The 16,390-nt window shown below is 71.1% G+C and carries 16 protein-coding genes; 13 read left to right on the top strand and 3 right to left on the bottom strand.

The window, feature by feature from the left end; genetic code table 11:
• Positions 1-211: 211 nt before the first annotated feature.
• The 3 genes from ABZ154_RS07115 to ABZ154_RS07125 form a co-directional block, all read right to left on the bottom strand.
• Entirely contained in the window at positions 212-871 is a 660-nt protein-coding gene (locus ABZ154_RS07115) for a response regulator transcription factor (protein ID WP_073877489.1), read from the bottom strand.
• 323 nt (positions 872-1,194) lie between these two features.
• The gene (locus ABZ154_RS07120) at positions 1,195-2,574 is read right to left on the bottom strand and encodes a sensor domain-containing protein (protein WP_356829859.1); all 1,380 of its coding nucleotides are present in this window, start codon (positions 2,572-2,574) and stop codon (positions 1,195-1,197) included.
• Positions 2,575-2,773: 199 nt separating this feature from the next.
• Complete coding sequence (locus ABZ154_RS07125; RefSeq protein WP_356829861.1) at positions 2,774-3,964, bottom strand: sensor domain-containing protein; 1,191 nt, start codon at positions 3,962-3,964, stop codon at positions 2,774-2,776.
• A 208-nt stretch (positions 3,965-4,172) separates the two neighbouring features.
• Here ABZ154_RS07125 and ABZ154_RS07130 point away from each other — a divergent pair, with 208 nt between their 5' ends.
• From ABZ154_RS07130 to ABZ154_RS07190, 13 genes are all read left to right on the top strand, one after another.
• The gene (locus ABZ154_RS07130) at positions 4,173-4,598 is read left to right on the top strand and encodes an NADH-quinone oxidoreductase subunit A (RefSeq protein WP_356829863.1); all 426 of its coding nucleotides are present in this window, start codon (positions 4,173-4,175) and stop codon (positions 4,596-4,598) included.
• Positions 4,589-5,263: an NADH-quinone oxidoreductase subunit B family protein gene (locus ABZ154_RS07135; RefSeq protein WP_356829865.1), complete on the top strand. Its 675-nt coding sequence runs from the start codon at positions 4,589-4,591 to the stop codon at positions 5,261-5,263. Before ABZ154_RS07130 ends, ABZ154_RS07135 begins: the two co-directional genes overlap by 10 nt.
• Positions 5,260-6,471, top strand: a complete 1,212-nt coding sequence (locus ABZ154_RS07140) for an NADH-quinone oxidoreductase subunit C (protein WP_356829866.1) — start codon at positions 5,260-5,262, stop codon at positions 6,469-6,471. Before ABZ154_RS07135 ends, ABZ154_RS07140 begins: the two co-directional genes overlap by 4 nt.
• On the top strand, positions 6,468-7,436 hold the full coding sequence (locus tag ABZ154_RS07145) for a complex I subunit 1 family protein (protein ID WP_356829867.1): 969 nt from the start codon (positions 6,468-6,470) through the stop codon (positions 7,434-7,436). Before ABZ154_RS07140 ends, ABZ154_RS07145 begins: the two co-directional genes overlap by 4 nt.
• Positions 7,436-8,020, top strand: coding sequence for an NADH-quinone oxidoreductase subunit I (locus ABZ154_RS07150; protein ID WP_356829868.1), 585 nt, complete (start codon positions 7,436-7,438; stop codon positions 8,018-8,020). The genes ABZ154_RS07145 and ABZ154_RS07150 overlap by 1 nt, the downstream gene beginning before the upstream one ends.
• Entirely contained in the window at positions 8,017-8,664 is a 648-nt protein-coding gene (locus tag ABZ154_RS07155; protein ID WP_356829870.1) for an NADH-quinone oxidoreductase subunit J, read from the top strand. Before ABZ154_RS07150 ends, ABZ154_RS07155 begins: the two co-directional genes overlap by 4 nt.
• Entirely contained in the window at positions 8,664-9,065 is a 402-nt protein-coding gene (gene nuoK, locus ABZ154_RS07160; RefSeq protein ID WP_356829872.1) for an NADH-quinone oxidoreductase subunit NuoK, read from the top strand. Before ABZ154_RS07155 ends, nuoK begins: the two co-directional genes overlap by 1 nt.
• On the top strand, positions 9,062-11,062 hold the full coding sequence (locus tag ABZ154_RS07165; RefSeq protein WP_356829874.1) for an NADH-quinone oxidoreductase subunit L: 2,001 nt from the start codon (positions 9,062-9,064) through the stop codon (positions 11,060-11,062). The genes nuoK and ABZ154_RS07165 overlap by 4 nt, the downstream gene beginning before the upstream one ends.
• Positions 11,059-12,729: an NADH-quinone oxidoreductase subunit M gene (locus ABZ154_RS07170; RefSeq protein ID WP_356829876.1), complete on the top strand. Its 1,671-nt coding sequence runs from the start codon at positions 11,059-11,061 to the stop codon at positions 12,727-12,729. The genes ABZ154_RS07165 and ABZ154_RS07170 overlap by 4 nt, the downstream gene beginning before the upstream one ends.
• On the top strand, positions 12,726-14,294 hold the full coding sequence (locus ABZ154_RS07175; protein ID WP_356829878.1) for an NADH-quinone oxidoreductase subunit N: 1,569 nt from the start codon (positions 12,726-12,728) through the stop codon (positions 14,292-14,294). The genes ABZ154_RS07170 and ABZ154_RS07175 overlap by 4 nt, the downstream gene beginning before the upstream one ends.
• Positions 14,295-14,410: 116 nt before the next feature.
• Entirely contained in the window at positions 14,411-14,869 is a 459-nt protein-coding gene (locus ABZ154_RS07180; RefSeq protein ID WP_356829880.1) for an MscL family protein, read from the top strand.
• A 241-nt stretch (positions 14,870-15,110) separates the two neighbouring features.
• Positions 15,111-15,974, top strand: coding sequence for a zinc metalloprotease HtpX (htpX, locus tag ABZ154_RS07185; RefSeq protein ID WP_356829882.1), 864 nt, complete (start codon positions 15,111-15,113; stop codon positions 15,972-15,974).
• Positions 15,971-16,372 carry a YccF domain-containing protein gene (locus tag ABZ154_RS07190; RefSeq protein ID WP_356829884.1) on the top strand — a complete coding sequence of 134 codons (402 nt, stop codon included), beginning with the start codon at positions 15,971-15,973 and terminating at the stop codon, positions 16,370-16,372. The genes htpX and ABZ154_RS07190 overlap by 4 nt, the downstream gene beginning before the upstream one ends.
• Positions 16,373-16,390 lie beyond the last annotated feature (18 nt).

Raw genomic sequence — 16,390 nt, forward strand, 5'->3', positions numbered from 1 at the left:
CCTTTTAGCCCGTTTTGCCATCTTTCTCAAGCCCTCCGATCACTGGATGGAAGTGCTCTGCTCGTAGGTCTTTGGTGCTAGGCCCTCCCGCCCAGAACTGCCCGGCGGGGACTCGCCGGACACCCGTTGCGGAGATCCACAGGGTGCACGCCGGGTGCTCATCCGGCGCCCACCGGCGGGTCGGGCGACTGGCTGGCAGGGTGTCAGATCGCTAGGAGTTCAGGTAGGTCAGTACGGCGAGGACGCGCCGGTGGTCCCCGTCGCTGGGCGAGAGCCCGAGCTTCTGGAAGATGTTGCTGACGTGCTTCTCCACCGCCCCGTCGCTCACCACGAGCTGCCGGGCGATCGCCGAGTTCGTCCGGCCCTCGGCCATCAGGCCCAGGACCTCTCGCTCGCGCGGCGTCAGCCCCGTCAGCACGTCCTGCTTGCGGCTGCGGCCCAGCAGCTGCGCCACCACCTCCGGGTCCAGCGCCGTGCCCCCGCGCGCCACCCGTACGACCGCGTCGACGAATTCGCGGACCTCGGCCACCCGGTCCTTGAGGAGGTACCCCACGCCCCGGCTGCTGCCCGCCAGCAGCTCGGTGGCGTACTGCTCCTCCACGTACTGCGAGAGGACCAGCACCCCTATCCCGGGGTACTCCTTTCGCAGCCGCACCGCCGCCCGTACGCCCTCGTCGGTGTGGGTCGGCGGCATCCGCACATCGGCCACCACCACATCGGGCAGTGCCTGCTCCGCCCCGAGGTCGGCCACGGTCTTCAGCAGGGCCTCGGCATCGCCCACTCCCGCGACCACGTCGTGCCCGAGATCGGTGAGCAGGCGGGTGAGCCCTTCCCGCAGCAGGACCGAATCCTCGGCGATGACTACCCGCACTCTGTTCTCCACGTGCTGCACGACGCTGCGTCCCCCGCTGTCCTGAGTCTCTGAGTCGCCGTGCTTCTGTTCGCACCGCGCCCGACAGCCCCCAGCATCCCAGGCCCGGGGCGCGGATGGGGGCCCTGTGGATAACGTGCCCGATCCGGCCACAGAGCCGGATACCCCGTCACCGGCACGGAAACGGTTACGGGGGACCGCGAGGGCGGCGGGGATAAGGGGGCAGCGGGGTGAGGGGCGGGCGGGGATAAGGGGGGGCAGCGGGGTGAGGGGCGGGCGGTGAGGCGGGGACGCCGATCCATGGGCGGCGGGGCGAGGGGTGGTCAGCCGCGCCAGGGCAGCTCTGCGGTGACCGTCGTCGGGCCGCCGGCCGGTGAATGCACCACCAGGACCCCGTCCACCGCGTCCAGCCGCTCCGTCAGCCCGGCCAGCCCGCTGCCGGCCGAGGCGGACGCGCCGCCCCGCCCGTTGTCCGTGACCTGCAGCATCAGCCGGTCGGACGTCCGCCACACATCGACCGTGGCCCGGGTCGCCCGGGCGTGCTTGCTGACGTTCTGCAACAGCTCCGACACGGTGAAGTACGCGATGCCCTCGATGGCCTGCGCGGGCCGGGCGTCCAGGTCCACCTCGACCATGACGGGGACGGTGCAGCGTGAGGCGATGGCGGAGAGGGCGGCGTCGAGACCGCGGTCGGTGAGGACGGCGGGGTGGATCCCCCGGGCGAGGTCGCGCAACTCCTGAAGGGCGACCTTCACCTCACCGTGGGCCTCGTCCACCATCCGCGCGGCCGCCTCGGGATCGTCCGTGAGCTTCTCCTTCGCCAGACCCAAGTCCATGGCGAGGGCGACGAGCCGGGCCTGCGCACCGTCGTGGAGGTCCCGTTCTATACGGCGAAGGTCGGCGGCGGCGGTGTCCACGACCACGCCCCGGTCCGACTCCAGCTCCGTGACCCGGGCGGAGAGCGCGGACGGGCCCAGCAGACCGGACACCATCAGCCGGTCCACCGAGACCAGCCCGCGCACGATCCACGGCGACACCAGCACCAGCACCAGACCCACCGCGCCCGTCGCCGCCAGCTCGACGGGCGAGTCCAGATACTCCGCGTGGGTGCGGTCCCCGTACAGCTGGAGGCCGTCGATGCCCGCGAACACCGGGAAGACCCAGTGCCACAGCGGATACGTCAGGGCCGCCAGGCCGTACGTCCAGAACGTCACCGACACGCAGAACGTGAACACGGCCCAGGGGAAGTGCAGCAGCGCGTAAAGAAGGTGACGCCAGGAAACCCCGCTCTTGAGGACAGCGCCTATCCACGACATCGGGCCGCCGCTCTTCCCCCGCACCCGCACGGGCTCCGCCACGTCCAGCTTCAGCAGCCCGCGCGCCCGGGCGCGCTCCATCACCCCGAACCCCCGGCAGACGGCCAGACCGACGGCCAGCAGGGGAACCCCGATGAAGGTGATGAGCAGGCCGGCACTGACCGACGTCGTGGTGATCGCGAAGACGAACATCACCGTGCTCAGCGGGAGGCTCAGCAGGACGTAGAGCAGCTCGCGCCAGCTGCGCGCCTCCAGAGGCGCCCGCAGTGCCATCGGGAGGACGTGCTTCACCGGGGTCTGTCCCTGGGGCCCGGCGCCCTGACCTGTGTGGCCGCGCATGCCCGATCCCTTGTGGTCCCGGGTGTCCGGTCCGTATGCCGTGGTCATGAGTGCCGTCCGTTCCGTTTCTTCTGTCGATCGGCGGGGTGTTCCGCGTCCCTGCTCCGCGCTCGTGTTCGTCCGCCGCGGACCGTGCTGCTTCAAACCGTGCTACTTCCAGGGTGCTGGGCCGCCCTCTCCGGCACCATGTGGCCGGTCTCCGTATCCGTACGGGGGTTTTCCCCACCCCCGTACGGAGTCGGAGCGCTCAGGAGGCCCGGCTGTCCGCCGGGGCGCGGTCGCGCCACGGCAGCTCGGCGGTGACGGACGTGGGCCCGCCTACCGGGGAGTCCAGGACGAACAGCCCGTCCACGGCCCCCAGCCGCTCGGCCAGCCCCGCCATTCCCGTACCGCCGCCCATCCGCGCGCCGCCCGAACCGTCGTCCGTGACCTGGATCAGCAACCGGTCCGCCGCCCGCCACACCTCGACAGAGGCGGACCGGGCGCCGCTGTGCTTGCTGACGTTCTGGAGGAGCTCCGACACGGTGAAGTACGCGATGCCCTCGATCGCCTCCGCCGGACGCCCCGGCAGATCCACCGACACCCGGACGGGGACGGTGCAGCGTGAGGCGATGGCGGAGAGGGCGGCGTCGAGACCGCGGTCGGTGAGGACGGCGGGATGGATCCCCCGGGCGAGGTCGCGCAACTCCTGAAGGGCGACCTTCACCTCACCGTGGGCCTCGTCCACCATCCGCGCGGCCGCTTCCGGATCGTCCGTGAGCTTCTCCTTCGCCAGACCCAACCCCATCGCGAGGGCGACGAGCCGGGCCTGCGCACCGTCGTGAAGGTCGCGCTCGATACGGCGGAGGTCGGCGGCGGCGGTGTCCACGACCACGCCCCGGTCCGACTCCAGCTCCGCGATCCGCCGCTCCAGCTCGTCCGAGGGCGACAACAGCCCCCGCACCATCGCCCGGTCGGCCGTTGTCAACCCGCGGGCGATGAACGGGAGGACCGGCCACAGCACGATCAGGCTCACCAGCGTCACCGCGAACGTGAGAACCCCCCACGGCAGCCGGATGAACGCGTAGAGCAGCGAACGCCATCCCACCGGGTCCTTCAGCCCCGACCAGAGCCAGGTGAAGACCCCCTCGTCCCGGCGGCCGCGCGGCAACCGGCTCGGCTCCTCGATCCGCACCTCGAGCAACGACCGCGCCCGGCCCCGCTCCACGCCGCCCAGCCACCGCGCGCCCCGCAACCCGCTGACGAGCACCGGCAGTCCGATCACCGTGACGGAGAGGCCCACGCCGACGGCGATCACGAGGAGCGCGTAGACGAAACCGGCGACGGCCATCGGCAGATCGACCAGCAGGTGCGCGATCTCCCGCCAGGTCCACCGGTCGAGGGCGAGGCGGGCGGGCGGCAGCCGGTCGCGGGCCGGTACGGAAGGGCTCATGGTCATGGCACCAGCCTGCCGGGCCGTGTCCGCACACGCCATGGGGCTCGTGGGTGGCGTGAAGTAGGGATAACCCCACCTGTGTGCGACGCGGCTGCTTACTGTGCGTTTATCAGGGCCTAGACTCCCGTGCGTACAGAGGGGCCTCAAGGAACGGACGGGCCCACAGCCGGACGACGAGGAACGAGGGGCGGACGTGAGGAACGTGGCGTACGTGCCGGAAGTGCCGCACCTGGCGTACGGGCCGGTCCACCGACAGACCGCCCTCGCCTCGGAGTACTTCCAGAGCTACTCGGTGGTCGGCCTGCTCGCGCTGGTCGGCGTCCTGTTCGTCGCCGTCGCCTTCGGTGCGGGACGGCTCCTGCGACCCGTGGTCCCGACGCCGGAGAAGCTTCTGACGTACGAGTGCGGCGTCGACCCGGTCGGAGAGGGCTGGGCCCACACCCAGGTCCGCTACTACGTCTACGCCTTCCTCTACGTCATCTTCGCCGTCGACTCCATCTTCCTGTTCCCGTGGGCCACGGTCTTCGCGGCACCCGGATACGGCGCGACCACGCTGGTGGAAATGTTCATCTTCCTCGGCTTCCTCGCCGTGGGACTGCTCTACGCATGGAAGAAGGGCGTCCTCGCATGGGCCTGACGAGCCGACCATCCCCCGAAGGACAGCAGCCCGAGCCCTCAGTCGGCCAGCAGACCGTGGCAGCGCCGGAGCCGGTCTTCCTCCCGGAACCCCAGCGTCTCGGCGTCCTCTCCCGGCTCGCGCCCGAACCGATGAAGGTCGTCCTCAACTGGGGCCGCCGCTACAGCCTCTGGGTCTTCAACTTCGGACTGGCCTGCTGCGCCATCGAGTTCATCGCCGCCTCCATGGCCCGCCACGACTTCATCCGGCTCGGCGTGATCCCCTTCGCCCCCGGCCCCCGCCAGGCGGACCTGATGATCGTCTCCGGCACGGTGACGGACAAGATGGCCCCGGCGGTGAAGCGCCTCTACGAGCAGATGCCCGAACCGAAGTACGTCATCTCCTTCGGCGCCTGCTCCAACTGCGGCGGCCCCTACTGGGACTCGTACTCCGTCACCAAGGGCGTCGACCAGATCATCCCCGTCGATGTGTACGTACCCGGCTGCCCGCCCCGGCCCGAGGCGCTGCTCCAGGGCATCCTCAAGCTCCAGGAGAAGATCGCGCGCGAGTCCCTGGCGGAGCGGTACGCGACCGGCCCCCCCGGCGGCGCCCCCTCCACGGCGGCGCTGCGCAGCGGCCTGGTCACCGCACCGACACCACCTGCAACGGGGGAGGAGCGGCCGTGAGCGAGCGTCAGCACCAGGCCCACCACCCGTACGACCGGCTGCCGGACGCCGTGGCGGAGCTCTTCGGCGAGGGCGCGACGGCGGAGTCGGCCTACGACCTGCTCACGGTCGACGTCCCCGCCACGGAGTGGATCACCGCGCTGCGGACCGCCCGCGACGAACTCGGCTGCAGCTACTTCGACTGGCTCAGCGCCGTGGACGAGCCGGGCAGCGGCTTCCGCGTCTGCGCGCACGTCGCGGCTCTCGGCGACCGCTCGGTCCGCCGGCTGATGCTGCGCACCACCGTCCCGCACGACGCGGCCGCCCTGCCCAGCGCGATCGACGTCTACGCGGGCGCGGCCTGGCACGAGCGCGAGACGCACGAGATGTTCGGCGTCGCCTTCGAAGGTCACCCCGGTCTCGCCCCGCTCCTGCTGCCGGAGGGCTTCGAAGGTCACCCGCTCCGCAAGGACTTCGTCCTGGCCGCCCGGGTCGCCAAGGCCTGGCCCGGGGCGAAGGAGCCCGGGGAGTCCGAACACGGCGGCCCCAAGCGGCGCACGATGCTTCCCCCCGGCGTCCCGGACCCGAACGAATGGGGCCCCCTCAAGGGCCAGCTCCCCCCTGCGGCGGCCCGCCCGGGCCGTGCAGCCCGCCCAGCGGCGGCCGTCGACCGCCCGCCCCGCCGCACCCGCGCGGCGAACGAGGGCTCGGCAGCGCAACGCCCGCGGACGGGACCGCCCGAGCCCTCAGGGCCGGGAGCTCCTGAGCTCGGGGCTCCCGTGCCTGAGGCTCCGGAGCCGGGTACTCCCGGGCCCGGACCGTCGGGCGCGGCCTCGCCGGAGGCCGTACAGCCACCGCCGACGCACATGCCCCCCGCAGACGCATCGGCCGGCGACGTACCGCCCCCGGTGGCACGCCCGCGCCGCTCCCGCTCCGCGTCCGACGGTTCGGCGAGCCAGCAGCGGACCCCGGAGGCCGACGCACGACGCCCGCCACGCCGCGCCCGCTCGGCCTCCCAGGGCTCGGCGAGCCAGCGCGCCCGTGCGACGGACGCCCCCTGGCACGACGCCCAACCGGCGTACGACGATCCGGACGTCTCATCGGCCGGCCCCACCGCGCCCACCCCCGACCCCGACGCGTCGACGGACAAGGCAACCCCCACCACGCCCGAGCCCAAGCCCGAGCCCGACCCCGACAACCCCCACCCCGCCGGAGGCGATACCGAGTGAACGACGTGTCCGACGTCGCCCTCCGCCTGGCCATCGTCTTCGTCGTGTTCCTGGTCGCCCCCCTCCTCGTGGGCCAGACCGAGCACAAGATGATGGCCCACATGCAGGGCCGCCTGGGCCCCATGTACGCGGGCGGCTTCCACGGCTGGGCCCAGCTCGTCGCGGACGGCGTGAAGTTCGCGCAGAAGGAGGACGTGGTCCCGGCCGCCGCCGACCGCCGCGTCTTCCAGCTCGCCCCCGCCGTCGCCCTCCTCCCGTACCTCCTGGTCCTCGTGGCCATCCCCATCGGCCCCGGCGACGGCGCCGTGGGCCAGGTCATCGACGCGGGCATCTTCTTCGTGCTGGCCGTGATGGGCATCGGAGTCCTCGGCTCGCTCATGGCCGGCTGGGCCTCGGCCAACAAGTTCTCCCTCCTCGGCGGCCTCCGCACGGCAGCCCAGCTCCTCTCCTACGAACTCCCGATGCTCCTCGCGGCCGCCTCCGTCGCCATGGCGGCCGGCACTGTCTCGCTCACCGGAATCCTCGACGCCTTCGAGTGGTGGTGGCTGCCCTGGCAGATCGTCGGAGCCCTGGTCTTCTTCGTCGCCGGTCTCGCCGAACTCCAGCGCCCGCCCTTCGACATGCCGGTCGCCGACTCCGAGATCATCTTCGGCGCGTACACCGAGTACACCGGGCTGCGCTTCGCCCTGTTCCTCCTAGCCGAGTACGCGGGCATCGTCATCCTCTGCGCACTGACCACCGTCCTCTTCCTCGGCGGCTGGCACGGCCCCTTCGGGGCCGACGGACTCGGCTGGCTCTGGACCCTCCTCAAGACCGCCCTCCTCGCGTTCGTCGTCATCTGGCTGCGCGTCAGCTACCCGCGCCTGCGTGAGGACCAGTTGCAGAAGCTCGCCTGGACCACCCTCGTCCCCCTCGCCCTCGCGCAGATCGCGCTCACCGGCATCGTGAAGGTGGCGATCAACTGATGCCCCCGATCCCCGGATCAGGCCTCGCCAAGGGTCTCGCCGTCACCCTGCGCACGATGACGAAGAAGACCGTCACCGCGCAGTACCCCGACACCCAGCCCGAACTCCCGCCCCGCTCCCGCGGTGTCATCGGGCTGTTCGAGGAGAACTGCACGGTGTGCATGCTCTGCGCCCGCGAGTGCCCCGACTGGTGCATCTACATCGACTCCCACAAGGAGACGGTGCCGCCCGCCGCCCCCGGCGGACGCGAGCGCAGCCGTAACGTCCTGGACCGCTTCGCCATCGACTTCTCCCTCTGCATGTACTGCGGTATCTGCATCGAGGTCTGCCCCTTCGACGCCCTCTTCTGGTCGCCCGAGTTCGAGTACGCGGAGACGGACATCCACGAGCTCACCCATGAGCGGGACAAGCTCCGCGAGTGGATGTGGACCGTGCCGGAGCCGCCCGCGCTCGACCCCAAGGCGGAGGAGCCGAAGGAGATCGGCGCCGCCCGCAAGACGGCCGACAGACTCGCCGCCCAGCAGGCCGCGCAGGAACCAGAGACGAAGACCCCCGGCCCCGACGAGAAGGGAGGAACCCCGTGACGCTGCACACCGCACCCCCCGTGCTCGCCGCGGCCGCCGCCGGCCACCCCGGCTTCCTCTCCCCGACCGGCGTCGAGATCGCGTTCGTCCTCGTCGGCCTCGCCACCCTCGGCGCCGCCGTCATCACCGTCACGACCAGGCAACTGGTGCACGCCGCCCTCTGGCTCGTCGTGGCGCTCGGCGGACTGGCCGTCGAGTACCTCCTGCTCACCGCGGAGTTCATCGCCTGGGTGCAGGTACTGATCTACGTCGGTTCCATCGTCGTCCTCCTCCTCTTCGGCCTGATGCTCACCCGGGCCCCCATCGGCCGCTCTCCGGACGCCGACTCGGGCAACCGGTGGGTCGCCCTGGGCGTGGCCCTCACCTCGGCGGCCGCACTCGTCTGGGTCGTCGTGGACGCCTTCCGCACCACCTGGATCGACCTCGAAGGACCGGCCCAGGGCTCCACCGCCGTCACCGGAGCCTTCCTCTTCCGGAACTGGGTCCTCCCCTTCGAGGCGCTCTCCGTCCTGCTGCTCGCCGCCCTCGTCGGCGCCATCGTCCTGTCCCGCAAGCACGACACGGACACCGCGGTCGGGCCTGACACCGCGGCCCGGCCCGCCCCGGGTCCGGCCGCCCGACGCGGCAAGGAGGAGCAGAGCTGATGCACCTCGCCTATCCCGCCGTTCTCGCCGCCCTCCTCTTCTGCACCGGCCTCTACGGTGTCCTCGCCCGCCGCAACGCGATCCTGGTCCTGATGTCCGTCGAGCTGATGCTCAACGCCGTCAACCTCAACCTCGTCGCCTTCGACGTCTGGCTCCGCGACACCCTCCACTCCGGTCAGGCCCTCACCCTCTTCACCATCGCCATCGCCGCCGCCGAGATCGGCATCGGCCTCGCGATCGTCCTCGCCGTCTACCGCAACCGCGGCTCCTCCGACGTCGACCGCCTCCGCGACACCGCGGAGACCGACACCGCTGACGCAGAGACCGACTTCGCCGGCTCCGGCGACCGCGCCGAAGCGGCAGGGAACAGGAACACCACGAACGCAGAGGCCACCTCGTGACCACGACGACCCTCGCCGCCCTCGTCCCGCTCCTCCCCTTCCTCGGAGCCGTGGCCGGCCTGGCGCTCGGCCGCACCGCATCGGGCTTCGTCCGCCCCCTGGCGATCCTGCCGACGCTCACCGCAGCCGTCATCGCCGTGATCGTCGCCGTGCGGCAGGGCGGCGGCCGCGCCATCGACGCCGCGACCCAGCTCACCCCCACCGGGTCCGTCCCCGTCGACCTGGCCCTGCACCTGGACGGCTTCGCGGTCCTGGTCGCCGTCCTCGTCGGGCTCGTCGCCACCTGCGTACAGCTCTACTCCACGGCCTACCTCCGCGACGACGCCCGCTACCCCTCCTACGCGGCCCTGGTCTCCCTCTTCACCTCCGCGATGCTGCTCGTCGTCTACTCCGGCGATCTGATGGTGCTCCTGGTCGGCTGGGAGATCATGGGCATCTGCTCGTACTTCCTGGTCGGCCACTACTGGGAGACGCCCGAAGCCCGCGCCGCGTCCCTGAAGGCCTTCCTCGTCACCAAGCTCGGTGATGTCCCCTTCCTGATCGGCCTGTTCGCCCTGGCCGCCGACACCGGCAGCTTCCGGATCACCAAGATCCTGGCGGCCGCCACCAACGGCGGCCTGGACCACCCCACCCTCATTGCCCTGCTGCTCCTCGCGGGCGTCGCCGGGAAGTCCGCCCAGTTCCCCCTGCACACCTGGCTGCCCGACGCGATGGCCGGCCCCACCCCCGTCTCCGCGCTCATCCACGCCGCGACGATGGTCGCCGCCGGGATCTACTTCGTGGCCCGGCTGCTCCCCGTCTTCGCCGCCTCCGGCGCGGCCCTCACCGTCCTCGCCGCGATGGCGGCCGTCACGATGATCGGCTCCGGACTCGCCGCCCTCGCCCAGGACGACATCAAGCGCGTCCTCGCCTACTCGACCATCGGCCAGCTCGGCTACATGACCGGCGCCCTGGCCGTCGCCGACCGCGGTGCCGCCGTCTTCCACCTGATCTCGCACGGTGCGTTCAAAGCGGTCCTCTTCCTCGCGGCCGGCGTCGTCATCCACGCCGCCGGCACCAACTCACTCGCCGCCATGTCCCGCATGGGCGGTCTCGCGCGCCGGATCCCCGACGCCTACTGGACGATGACCGTCGCCCTCCTCGCGCTCGCCGCCATCCCGCCGTTCGCCGGCTTCTTCTCCAAGGAAGCCGTCCTCGTCGCCGCCGAGCACACCGCCATGGGGGACCGGACCGTCGCTCCCGCCGCCGCGGGCTGGACGATCCTCGTCGCCGGGTTGCTCGCCGCCGTCCTCACCGCCGCCTACGCCACCCGCCTCTGGCTCCTCGCCTTCCGCGGCCGCGGCGCCGAACTCCCCGACCACGGCAGGCAGCCTGTGGCCATGACCTCCGTCCTGTGGGTCCTGGCCGTCCCCACCATCGCCTTCGGGCTCACCGCGGGCGTGATCGGCGACTGGTTCGACGGACACGCACTCACCCCGTCCCTCACCACGGCCGTCCTCTCCACCGGTGTCGGCCTCGTCGGAGGCCTCGTCACCTACGCCGCCTGGCGCCACACCACGGCTCTCGCAGCCCGCACCCCCATCGGTGCCGTGGCCGCCCACCCCGGCGCCGAACCCGCCCTCGTCGAAGCCGAGTCCATGACGTCCCACACCGCCGCCTACGGCACCATCGCGGACGCCGACGACCCGGCCGACCCCGGACGCGTCCTCCTGGGCCCGCTCCACCGCCACGCGGTCACGGGCTTCCACCTCGACGCCCTGTACACGGCGCTGTTCGTCCGGCCCGTCCAGCAGGCCGCCCGCCTCGTGCGCTTCCTGGACCGCACGGTCGTCGACACCTACGTCGACGGATCGGGCGCAGCCACCCGGCTCCTCGGCACCGCCGTACGCCGAGCCCAGACCGGAAACGTGCAGACCTACCTCAGCGTCCTGCTCGCCGGTTCCCTCGTCCTGGCGATCGCCGCCGTCGTCTTCGCCAACGTCAACGCGGGGTCGTGACCGTGATCGATATCAGCCCGTCCGTGATGCAGTTCCTTCTCGCGTTCATCGTCGTCGCCCCGCTCCTCGGCGCCGTCGCGGCCCTGCTCCCCGCCCCGCCCGGGCTCAGGGGCAAGAACCCCGGCCAGGCCGTGCTCCGCCACGGTGTGACCGTGACCGGCGCCGTGCTCATCGCCGCGATCATCCTGGCCGTCGGCTTCGACCACGACCACCCCGCCACGATGCAGGCGACCACCGACATCAGCTGGATCCCGGCACTCGGCGTCCGCATCCACCTCGGCATCGACGGCATCTCGCTCCCTCTCCTCCTGCTGACCGCGCTGCTGACCTTCCTCTGCGCGCTGTACAGCTACTTCAAGCTGCCCGCGGGCCCCTCACCGAAGGCCTTCACCGCCCTCGTCCTCGTCCTGGAATCCGGCACCCTCGCCACCTTCGCCGTCCTCGACCTGCTGCTCTTCTTTCTCGCCTTCGAGATGGTCCTCATCCCGATGTACTTCCTCATCGCCCGCTGGGGCGGTGACCAACGGCGCGCCGCCGCCTGGAAGTTCATCCTCTACACACTGCTCGGCTCGGTCGTCATGCTGCTGGGCCTGCTCCTCATCGGACTGAAGAGCGGCACCTTCGACATGGTGGCACTCGCCACTGACAACGGCCGTGGCCTCACCACATCCGTGCAGGTCATCGCCGTTCTCGCGATCGGCCTCGGGCTCGCCGTGAAGACCCCGATGTGGCCTCTGCACAGCTGGCTCCCCGACGCCCACACCGCCGCCCCGACCGTCGGCTCCGTGCTCCTGGCGGGCGTCCTGCTGAAGATGGGAACGTACGGATTCGTCCGGATCCTGCTCCCCATCGCCCCCGACGGCATGCGCACCTTCGCGCCCTACCTCGCCGCGTTCGCCGTCGTCGGCATCGTCTACGGGTCGCTCGCCTGCCTGGCCCTCGCCCGCAACGGCGCCAAGGGCGACCTCAAGCGGCTCATCGCGTACTCCTCCGTCGGCCACATGGGCTTCGTGCTCCTCGGTATCGCCACCATGACCCCGACCGGAGTCAACGGCGCGCTCTTCGCCAACATCGCCCACGGCCTCATCACCGGTCTGCTGTTCTTCCTGGTGGGCGCCATCAAGGACCGCTTCGGCACCGCCGACCTGGACACCCTCGCCGGCGCCACCGGCGCAGCCCTCTACGGACGCGCCCCCCGCCTCGGCGCCCTGCTCGCCTTCGCCGCGGTCGCCTCGCTCGGCCTGCCCGGACTCGCCGGATTCTGGGGCGAGATGCTCACCCTGTTCGGTGCCTACAGCCCCGCCGAGGGCCTCAGCCGCCCGGCATTCCGCACCTTCATGGCCATCGGGGCGTTCGGCACCCTGCTCACCGCCGCGTACATGCTCATCGTGGTCCGCCGCGTCTGCATGGGCGAGCACACGCCCCACTCCCAGCTCTCACCCGGTACGCAGCCCTCGCGGCCGGCGGACGGCCCCGAACGGCCCACGGCTGCCGGAAACCCCCAGCTGCCGGGCAGCCCCCCGCAGCTCGCCGACATCCAGAGGTACGAAGCCGCCGCCTGGTCCCCGCTCGCCGCCCTCACCGTTCTCGCCGGACTCTGGCCCGCGATCCTCCTCGGCCTCACCGATCCGGCCGTGCAGAAGCTCCTCGCAGGAGGCAAGTCGTGACCGCGGACCTCAGCACCGCCCCGGGCGCCCTCACCGCGGCGGCCGACACCGCCCCCAGCGTCGTCCAGTCCATCGACTGGCTCGCCATCGCACCCCCCACCCTCACCGCGCTGGCCGCCCTGCTCGTACTCGTCGCCGACCTCTTCCTCCCCGAGCACCGCAAGAAGCTCCTCGGCTACGGAACCCTCACCGCGCTCGCCGCCGCCCTCGCCCTCCTCATCCCGCTGCGCACCGGCGACCGCTCCACCTTCTGCGTCACCGCCGGCGCCCAGGCGTGCAGCTACACCGCCGACCACTTCACCCTGGTGATCCAGGCCCTCGTCCTCGGCGGGGCATTCCTCACCGCGCTGCTCTCCCTCGGCGACACGCGGAAGCTCCCGGCGGGCGAGTACTGGTTCCTGCTCCTCGCCTCCGCGGCGGGCGCGGCCCTCCTGCCCGCCTCCCGTGACCTCGCCACCCTCGTCGTCGCCCTGGAAGTCGCCTCGCTGCCCGCCTTCGCCCTCGTAGGCATCAAGCACGGTGACCGGCGCTCCTCCGAGGCCGCGCTCAAGTTCTTCCTCTCCTCCGTCGTCGCCACCGCCGTCATGCTCCTCGGCGTCAGCTTCGTGTACGCGACCACGGGGACCCTGCACCTCACCGAGATCGCCGCCCACCTGGACGACGTACCTCCGGTGCTCGACACCCTCGCCAAGACCGGCGTCGTCCTCACCCTCGTCGGCTTCGCCTTCAAGACCGCCGCGGCCCCCTTCCACTTCTGGGTCCCCGACACCTATGTGGGCGCCCCCCTCCCGATCGCCGCCTATCTCTCCGTCGTCGGAAAGACCGTCGGCTTCTCGGGCCTCATCCTCGTCACGGTCATCGCGTTCCCCTCCTATGCCGACGTCTGGGGGCCCGCCGTCGCCGTCCTTGCCGCCCTCACCATGACCGTCGGCAACGTCGCGGCCCTCCGCCAGAAGGCCGGCCGGGCTCACAGCGCCGTCCGGCTCCTCGCCTGGTCCTCCGTCGCCCAGGCCGGCTATCTGCTCGTCCCGATCGCCGCCGCCGCGTACTCCAGCGACGAACAGATCGGCGCCACCGTCGCGTACGCCCTCATGTACGCCGTCGTGAACCTCGGCGCCTTCGCCGTCGCTGCCCTGGTCGCCCGTACGAAGCCCGGCAACCGCATCGCCGACTACCAGGGCCTGTACGCCACCCGCCCGCTCACCGCCCTCGCGCTCGGCTTCTTCCTGCTCTGCCTGGCCGGACTGCCGCCGGGCATCATCGGGCTCTTCGCGAAGGTCACCGTCTTCTCGGCGGCCGTCGACGCGGGACTCGGCTGGCTCGCCGTCGTCATGGCCGTCAACGTGGTGATCGCCCTCTACTACTACCTTCAGTGGACCGCGACCCTCTTCAGGAGTCCGGACACCGCGCCAGCGGCCACCGGTACACCGGCCTCCGGAACGCCGCCCCGATTCCGCGCCCCCGCCCCGCTCACCACGGCGATCGTCCTCACCACGGCCGTCGGCATCCTCCTCTCCGGAGCCCCGCAACTGGTCCTGAGGTTCGCCGCCGTCAACCTCTTCTGACGCCCTTCGGACGCGGAAGACCGGTTTGCCCACGGCAGCCGCCACAGGGCAAGGTCGTGGCTGCATACGTCACGTACACGGCGAAGACGTACGAAATCCATAGAGGAGACAGAGCAGTGCTGAACGGGTTCAAGGACTTCATCCTGCGTGGAAACGTCATCTCGATGGCGATCGGCCTCGCCGTCGGAGCAGCCTTCACCGCCGTGGTCACCGGCTTCAGCAACGCCTTCATCACTCCGCTGATCGGCCTCGCCACCCGCGGCACCGGAGACTTCAGCACGGCCTTCTACACGGTCGACGGAGTGAAGTTCCCCTTCGGCCTCTTCGTCAGCGCCGCGATCGCCTTCATCATCACCGCCGCGGTCCTCTACTTCTGCGTCGTGGTCCCCATGGCCAAGGTGCAGAACCGCTTCACCACCAAGGAGGAGGAGGTCGACATCAAGGCCGCCCTCCGCGACTGCCCGCGCTGCTTCAGCGCGATCCCCGCCGTCGCCTCCCGCTGCGCCCACTGCACCAGCGAGGTCGAACCCGACGCCGAGGCACTCTCCCTCGCCAAGCTGCCCGTCCAGCGCTGAGCCCGCTGCCCGTCCGGCGCTGACGCACGCACGCCCCCAAACCCGTGCGGCCCAGCGCCACGCCGTACGGGCCAGGAGCCGGAACCGGCCGGATCACGCCGGAGCGGCCCCGCCCTCCGGCCGCACGCACAAGGGAACTAGCTCCCCTCGCCTGGCGTTGACCAGTACGGGAGGCTCCACTGGGGGAGTGGAGCACCACCATGCAAAGGGTTCCCCTGCTGCACCACTTGGAGGGCGTACCGTGCACCGCCGGCACAACGGGCTGAAAACCGCCGTACTCCTCGGGGGCCTGTCCGCACTCATCATCATGACCGGCAGCTTCTTCGGACGTACGGGCCTCGTCATCGCCCTCGTCGTGGCCGTCGGCACCAACGCCTACGCCTACTGGAACAGCGACAAGCTGGCCCTGCGGGCCATGCGGGCCCGCCCTGTCAGCGAATTCGAAGCGCCACAGCTCTACCGGATCGTCCGCGAGCTCTCCACCGCGGCCCGTCAGCCGATGCCCCGCCTCTTCATCTCACCGACCCAGGCGCCCAACGCCTTCGCCACGGGCCGCAATCCGCGCAACGCGGCCGTCTGCTGCACCGAGGGCATCCTCCAGATCCTCGACGAGCGGGAGCTGCGAGGAGTCCTGGGCCACGAGCTCAGCCACGTCTACAACCGGGACATCCTCATCTCCTCCGTCGCCGGAGCCCTCGCCTCCGTCGTCATGTTCCTGGTCAACTTCGCCTGGCTCATCCCCATCGGCCGCTCCAACGACGACGAAGGACCCGGCCTCCTGGGCATGCTCCTGATCATGATCCTGGGGCCGCTCGCCGCGTCCGTCATCCAGCTCGCGGTCAGCCGGTCCCGCGAGTACGAGGCCGACGCCTCCGGAGCTCAGCTCACCGGCGACCCGCTCGCCCTCGCCAGCGCCCTGCGCAAACTCGACGCAGGAACGAAACAGCTCCCGCTGCCCCCGGAACCCAGGATCGAGACCGCGAGCCACATGATGATCGCGAACCCCTTCCGTCCCGGACAGGGGATGGCCAAGATGTTCTCCACCCATCCGCCGATGGCGGAGCGCATCGCCCGACTGGAACAGATGGCAGGTCGCCGCCCATGAAAACCATCCTGAACATCATCTGGCTCGTCCTGTGCGGCTTCTGGATGTTCCTCGGCTATCTCCTCGCAGGCGTCCTGCTCTGCATCACCATCATCGGCATCCCGTTCGGCGTCGCCGCCTTCAGGATCGGGGTGTACGCGCTCTGGCCCTTCGGCTACACCGTCGTCGACCGCAGGGACGCCGGCTCGCCCTCCTGCGTCGGCAACGTCCTCTGGCTGGTCCTCGCCGGATGGTGGCTCGCCCTCGGCCACATCACCACCGGCATCGCCCTCTGCATCACGATCATCGGCATCCCCCTGGGCGTCGCCAACTTCAAGCTGATCCCCGTCTCGCTCCTGCCCTTCGGCAAGGAGATCGTCCCCACGGACCAGCCGTTCGCCGCTCGCCAGGACCCGTAAATGCAGCTGACGGGCCCG

It is taken from the genome of Streptomyces sp. NPDC006261 (assembly GCF_040613515.1).
In the GTDB taxonomy this organism is placed as follows: domain Bacteria; phylum Actinomycetota; class Actinomycetes; order Streptomycetales; family Streptomycetaceae; genus Streptomyces.

What these genes read in the sequence shown, in the direction of transcription:
- ABZ154_RS07120 (WP_356829859.1), bottom strand. Translation starts at nt 2,574, where the DNA reads ATGACCACGGCATACGGACCGGACACCCGGGACCACAAGGGATCGGGC.
- ABZ154_RS07125 (WP_356829861.1), bottom strand. Translation starts at nt 3,964, where the DNA reads ATGACCATGAGCCCTTCCGTACCGGCCCGCGACCGGCTGCCGCCCGCC.
- ABZ154_RS07135 (WP_356829865.1), top strand. Translation starts at nt 4,589, where the DNA reads ATGGGCCTGACGAGCCGACCATCCCCCGAAGGACAGCAGCCCGAGCCC.
- ABZ154_RS07150 (WP_356829868.1), top strand. Translation starts at nt 7,436, where the DNA reads ATGCCCCCGATCCCCGGATCAGGCCTCGCCAAGGGTCTCGCCGTCACC.
- nuoK (WP_356829872.1), top strand. Translation starts at nt 8,664, where the DNA reads ATGCACCTCGCCTATCCCGCCGTTCTCGCCGCCCTCCTCTTCTGCACC.
- ABZ154_RS07190 (WP_356829884.1), top strand. Translation starts at nt 15,971, where the DNA reads ATGAAAACCATCCTGAACATCATCTGGCTCGTCCTGTGCGGCTTCTGG.